The sequence below is a fragment of the Pseudoalteromonas sp. SG41-2 genome (assembly GCF_014164535.1).
GTDB classification, from domain to species: Bacteria; Pseudomonadota; Gammaproteobacteria; order Enterobacterales; family Alteromonadaceae; genus Pseudoalteromonas; species Pseudoalteromonas rhizosphaerae.
Window position 1 is genome coordinate 1 of sequence record NZ_JACJFK010000067.1, and the last position, 3,148, is coordinate 3,148.

General features: G+C 40.7%; 4 protein-coding genes. All 4 read right to left on the reverse strand.

All coding sequences use genetic code 11. The features are described from left to right. Nucleotides 1-73: 73 nt before the first annotated feature. The 4 genes from H5186_RS22270 to H5186_RS22280 all read right to left on the reverse strand — a co-directional run bounded on the left by H5186_RS22270 (nt 74) and on the right by H5186_RS22280 (nt 2,850). Nucleotides 74-1,150, reverse strand: coding sequence for a transposase (locus tag H5186_RS22270; RefSeq protein WP_259400403.1), 1,077 nt, complete (start codon nt 1,148-1,150; stop codon nt 74-76). Nucleotides 1,151-1,237: 87 nt separating this feature from the next. Further along, the gene (locus H5186_RS23210) at nt 1,238-1,585 is read right to left on the reverse strand and encodes a transposase (RefSeq protein ID WP_259398902.1); all 348 of its coding nucleotides are present in this window, start codon (nt 1,583-1,585) and stop codon (nt 1,238-1,240) included. Between the two features lie 237 nt (nt 1,586-1,822). Continuing rightward, nucleotides 1,823-2,248: an N-acetyltransferase gene (locus tag H5186_RS22275; RefSeq protein WP_144231923.1), complete on the reverse strand. Its 426-nt coding sequence runs from the start codon at nt 2,246-2,248 to the stop codon at nt 1,823-1,825. Nucleotides 2,249-2,355: 107 nt separating this feature from the next. Then, nucleotides 2,356-2,850: a hypothetical protein gene (locus H5186_RS22280; protein ID WP_182740870.1), complete on the reverse strand. Its 495-nt coding sequence runs from the start codon at nt 2,848-2,850 to the stop codon at nt 2,356-2,358. Nucleotides 2,851-3,148: the final 298 nt, after the last annotated feature.

A 3,148-nucleotide genomic window follows, 5' to 3' on the forward strand; every position in this document is an offset into this window, starting at 1 on the left:
CGAAAACAGTTAAATAAATTGACTGATGATGATCAGTTAAGCTAATTTAAAAACGGCTCTACAAAATGATAAATCAAGTGATCAAAGCTGATGAGAATCGGTGATCAAAGTCATGAGAATACGCACCGCGTAAGGTCAATTTATTCATGCCTTTGTTAACTGTAATATTCCCGAACACTGGCTCTATACAGCCAAGTCGTTTGCTGTACTGTCGTCGCCCGATTGGGCTGTCTATTTTGACCTTCATTTTGTCGATGTAGCTTAGCTTTTTACGCGATTCATCATTTTTAAACTGTACTTGCCGCCCTATTTTTATCGGTGGCTTTCGCATGCATTGCTGTTGCAGTGAGCATACTTTGCAATCTTTTAAGTAACCGCAGAATCGCGTGTATTTTTGGTTGTGGCTTTTTACATTGATACCACTTCGCCACATGTCATTGCCTGCTGGACAGCGGCAGGTTTGTGTCGTCTCATCATAATGGAAGTCGTCTGAGGTGAATAACCGTGGCTTACCTTTACTGCGTTTTAGTCGGCGTTTTTCTTGCTCTGTTTCATAGGTTTCGCTGTCTTTAAATAACGGGTTTCGTTTTCTAAATTGGTTATCCGCAATGTAAGTATCAAAGCCACTTTTCGCCATGTATTCAAGGTTCGCTTCGCTATTAAACCCACTGTCTGCGGTGAACTTAATCGTTTGTTCGTCTGTTGATTTGTCGGTATTCAATTTATCAAGCTGCTGCTTTAATTGCTTAACTGCTGGCTGCAGGGTTTGCTGCTCGCCCACCGAGCCCCATGCCTGTGCTTGCAGTATAACTTGATGTTTATCGTCATTTATCGCTATCCCGTTGTAGCCTTGGATTGTACCTTTTGACGTGGTCATTTTCGCGCTATCAGGGTCGGTAATATTACTTTTAATAGGCTTGCCTTTGCTGCCCGTTTTTTCCTCGTGGGTCGCTAAGAACTCCGTGATTTTATCTGCACTTTTATCCAGCTTTTCTTTTTGCTTTAAATCCTGTGTTATCAACTCTTCGCTCAGGCTATCTTGTGATTGGTGACGTTCGATAATACGTTTACTCGCGCGTTCTAGTTTTGCTTTTTTACGCCCTAGCTCATCGAATGTGCCGCTCCATTCTTTACTCGCATTAGATTTCAATTTGCATCCATCAATGGCAAACATGTTGCGACCTATCAAGCCTTCTTCGTCGCAGATCATCAGTACTTGCGTAAACAGCGGTTCAATCTATTCGTGCATTTTGGCCACGAATCCCGCTACAGATGTGTAATGAGGTTGAATATCACCCGACACACTCATGAACAAAATATTCGTCTCACACGCCTTAGCAATACGGCGGCTACTAACCAAACCATGTGCGTAACCAAGTAAAATAATCTTTAGCATCACTGAAGGAGGATACGCAGCAGCACCCGTTTTATCATTGTGATACCACGCATCAAAGCCCGATAAATCGAGTTTATTTTCGACAATATAACAAAGCGCATACTCAAATGTACCTGGCAATATTTGCTCAGCAAAATTGATTGGAATGAATTTATTTTGGCAGGATAAGTCTGGCTTGTAGTTGGCCATAACAATTTACCGTGGGTGAATAATATCTATTAGATCACAGCGGACAGGTAGATTCAAGGTTAGAAAACAATCAAGCCGAATATGTAAAATCAGTTCCTAGAAAGAGTAATTCTACAGCCTCAACGCCCGCTTAAGGGGCAGCCAACGCTACTACCAACTTTCCGCATAACACCGTAACCACAGAAACCAACGTATAGTAAAAATCCCACGCGTTGGTTGTCCCTCTTGAACCGTTTGTTATGTGCCCGTACTCATTGTGTACTCTAAATGGCCTGTATATTCATCAACTTGCTCACTAATCACATTAAAACCTTGAGACAGATAAAACTGATAACTTGCCTGATTTTCTTTGTACACAGAAAGAGTAAGCATGACTCTTTGCGATCTTGCATGGGTCAGCAATTGCTTACCAATACCTTTACCTTGTAAGTCAGGATCTACAAATATCGCTGCCAGATTACTTTCATACAATGCGTAAAAACCAACAACTTTAGAATCCATTTCATAAACGCATATCTCTGAAGCTGGAAGGTAAATATTACGCATATTATCAACTTGGGATTTCCAAAATTCAGCTGAGACAAAATCGTGAGCTTTCATCGAAGCAGTCAACCAGATTTCAAGAATCGAATCTAAGTCATTATCGTTGTATTTTCTTATCATTTTTCACTCTACGATAGCTAAATTTATCGGGGCAACATAACGCTTTAAACAGCGGAAAACGCGAGCGCAGCGAGTGGTTTTCCGATGATTTAACTTGTTAGGATCTGCTATTGAGTTTTGCAATTCTGATCCAGCCATTTATTGGTTGCATTTTTTTCATGGGAAAGGCTTGATAGTGCGTAGAGCCTTTTCCCTGAGTCTTCATAGACAATATCGAAAAACCAAATTGCCCCATATGCTGCATCAAACCCTTTATATTTATCGTAAATCATATTTTGAGGTGTAATACAGTTAATTAAATCTATGAGGGTATCAGTAAAAATTTCATCAAATCTTTGCTGCAACTCCTCTTTAGTTAATATTTTTTGAGGCTTAATAGGTAAAGCATCATCCTTTGTAATTACTTGGGCACTACTAATATTTAATGGGAAAAAAATATAGCTACTAAATAGTTCTACATTTTTCGTCCTAACCCCTTCCTTTAAAGCATTCAAAACAGGAGCAACCTTAGCTTCAGCAGTTTCCCTATCGTAGATAGCATATGTTTGCGAGTTGCTTGGAAGTGCAAGCAGAATTAGCAGGAAAAACGTAAGTATTTGCATTAGATCCTAACGCCTAAATCAGGTGCGCCGTAGGCGTCACCTGGATTTTCTTGTGTACGCCCGACATGGGCATTGACTTATGAGGTGAAAGTCCTCTGTAGGAAGATCACCGTTTAAATAACATACTGTTATTAAACGATAACTACTAGCGAATGGCAAGGGCTAAATCGCGCGAGATAGTCTGGAGGAAGCCGCTAGCAAATCTGTGAGCTGATGAACAAAAACATCATATGAGGCGTAGGCTGGAGACGAGCTAGCACAAGATAGCGAAGTCATGTGATCTAACGGCCACCGTAAA

Coding starts and splice junctions, on each gene's coding strand:
- H5186_RS22280 (WP_182740870.1), bottom strand. CDS start 2,850: ATGCAAATACTTACGTTTTTCCTGCTAATTCTGCTTGCACTTCCAAGC.
- H5186_RS22275 (WP_144231923.1), bottom strand. CDS start 2,248: ATGATAAGAAAATACAACGATAATGACTTAGATTCGATTCTTGAAATC.
- H5186_RS23210 (WP_259398902.1), bottom strand. CDS start 1,585: ATGGCCAACTACAAGCCAGACTTATCCTGCCAAAATAAATTCATTCCA.